Origin of the sequence: Rugamonas rubra, assembly GCF_900114705.1 — a bacterium.
Taxonomy (GTDB): domain Bacteria; phylum Pseudomonadota; class Gammaproteobacteria; order Burkholderiales; family Burkholderiaceae_D; genus Rugamonas; species Rugamonas rubra.
Genome location: NZ_FOTW01000065.1, coordinates 1 through 2,781, shown reverse-complemented (window position 1 = coordinate 2,781; position 2,781 = coordinate 1). Strand labels below are relative to the sequence as shown.

Here is a 2,781-nt window from a genome sequence, read left to right as displayed (position 1 = left end):
CGCTGTTTTGCGCGCTCCGTTCTGCGGGGAGGCGAACTATAGCAAAGCAACTCCCCCCTTGCAAGGCTCAATTACTCAATCAGTCTAGAAACCCGATAATTTCCATCCGCGCGAATCTGCGTCACGCTGAAAGGTAGGCTTTGCAGGCGCTTCTCCGAGTACAGCGGCAGTTGATCCACATAGTAGGGTGACCGAGGATCTGTCGACTGTCCATACGTCAGCAAGCCTCGGGCCACCGGTCCGGCATCGTCAAATCCGACCACTTGGATGTAGCTGGTTCCCCATGCGACCGTGTGGTAGCCGTCAAACTCGAGGGGGGTGTCCATATGGATGGAGTTGTAAGCGCCATCGACATCCCCTATTCCGCCATGGATAGGGATACGCACACCATTGCGGGTATCGCTTTGATACTCCCCCAGGCTACCGTCTAGCGGAACGCCGGTCGAGCGTAGCCTCTGCGCGGCGCTCCTCAGCGCGTCCAACATGGCGCCGGCGACCTCGGGCGCCATGCCGCGCGGCGTATTCACAGGGTCGGCGGCGCTAAAGGGTACACGCCACTTGCCCGGTATGCTGACCGCGCCGTTCCAGAAGTCGCGAAACAACACCGCGCCCCGACTGTCCAGATTGGCCCGACGGTCCCAGGCGGCGAGCACCTTGCAGGCGGACGTAGTTGCAGCATCGCCGGCGGCGAGGCATGTGGGCAAAAAATCAGGTAGCAGCAATTCCGCCGCATAGATGCGATTCGAAAATAGTAAATCGTTTAAATCGTTTAGCTCAAATCGGCGCCCGCGCGCGACCGCCTCGTCCATCTGAACAAATCCTATCCGTGTACGCAATGACTGCTCGACGCCAGTCGCACCGTACAGTGGCGAATATCCCAAGGGGGCCGGACCCTGCAGCAGCTCCCTGGGATTGCTCAGCCAATAGGCGTCATTGGAATTGCCGACGTAGTCCGTCCGTATCAAGGTCGGCGCGTTCGCGGGCGAAAAAATTCCGTCGGGGACGCCGCCGTCGCGCCCCCACGCGCAGGCGCTTCGAGAGCCGTCAAAAGTCAATAGTGAAGGTAGCAGCAAACAATCGGAGGCGAACTGGTCCGCCCCTACGTGCGGCACCACGCTGGCATCGATAAACATCACCTCGCCGCCCCGGTCAGCCGCGACGGTATTGATCCATGGCAGGCCGGCCACCGTCACCAGCGCACCTCTCAGTGCCTGGACGCTGCCCGCCCGGCCAATCGCCAACCACTGTTCCAGCAACCGGGTGTTGTTGCGGTTGGCATCCGCCAGCACCACCGCGCTGTCTACCGTCCACGACGCGCCAGCTTCCGGCTTGAGCAGGACGGCGCCATGACGACTGAAATAGAAGGTTTTGCTTCGGCTCGCCACGCTGCCATCGGGTTGGAGGATGTCGACCGTTGCCACCCGGCTTGTCATTTTCAAGGGAACGCCATCGTAAAAGTAAGTGGTGCCGCTGGTATCGCGGCGGTCTAGCACCAACTTGAACGTGGTGAAGTGGATGGCCTTGGTGACTGTATGCGTCCAGGCGATGTCCCGGTTGAAGCCGATCACGACAATCGGTAGGCCGCCCAGGCTGACGCCCATCACGTCATAGCTGCCCGGCACCGTCAGGTGCACCTGGTAGAATCGATCCGTACTCGTCCACGGATAGTGCGGATTGCCGAGCAACATGCCCCGGCCGTCCGCCGTCAAATCCCTGCCGACAGCCAAAGCATTGCTACCGAACGGCTCATCCTCCTTGGGCAACAATAATGGCGGGAGGGCGGCTTGGCGCAGCAAGCCGCCCACGCCAGTCGGTTCTTCGCGCGCGGCGGCCACCAATTCGGCGCCGAACACCTCGCCAGAGCCATGCAGCGCCTTTTCGGCGACCAGCAAATACATGTCGTCCAGGCTGATCGGGCGCACCCAGGGTGCACCATGGCAAGCGGCGGGCAGCTGTTCCCGGTTTTCCGCCAGAAAACGGTTGTATCCGGCAGCATATCCGGCCAACAACTCGCGTATCTCAACCTTCCCGGCGGCATAGCCGGCCCTGAGCTGCTCAAGGTCGACATAGCCCTTGAAGAAAAAATCGCTGTCCAGATTGTTAAGCGAGAGATAGTCGATCGCGGCGCCGTATTCACCGTGCTGTGATCGGGTGGCAAAGGCATTCGGGCCGAAATACCTGGAGCGCTCGCCGCGCACGGTCAGCATGCTGTCGGCCATCATGCAGATATTGTCTTGCGCGTATGCATACCCCAGGCCGTAACCAAGTCCGCGAAAGTTGTCGGCGCGAATATGAACGATACCGTTACTGGTGCGGGCCAATTCGGCGCTGTAACGCACCGGCGGATTGCTCGGTCCGTCGCCACAGCCATCGAGCGAAGCGAAGAGGAAAAACAAGATGGCAATTGCGCGCAAGATACGCTGGAAAATCGCGGATGCCATAAGCGACCTCATCAAAACGAGCTGACACGAGAGCGCTTGCAATGCGCAGCGCGGAGAATTTAAGCGCGAAGCGCCTGAATATGATCTCCCGCGCAATCGCGGATGCTTTGATGGGGGTCAAATGGATTCGGCATGGCGCCCAACGGCGTGGGAAGATTCCATTTGCGAAATGTAGGCCGGAAATATCGACGAAAAAAAACCCACCTGCACCGAACGCGATCTTGAGCGCGTTCAGGCTGGTGGGTTTTTTTACACTACTATATAACTAGCCTGACGATAACCTACTTTCACACTGGTTGCAGCACTATCATCGGCGCAGAGTTGTTTCACGGTCCTGTTC

At 59.5% G+C, this 2,781-nt stretch carries 1 protein-coding gene; it reads right to left on the bottom strand.

All coding sequences use genetic code 11. The features are described 5' to 3' along the window. Nucleotides 1–71: 71 nt before the first annotated feature. A complete protein-coding gene (locus BM252_RS29665; protein ID WP_093391373.1) occupies nt 72–2,441 on the bottom strand; it encodes a penicillin acylase family protein in 2,370 nt (789 codons plus the stop codon). Nucleotides 2,442–2,781 lie beyond the last annotated feature (340 nt).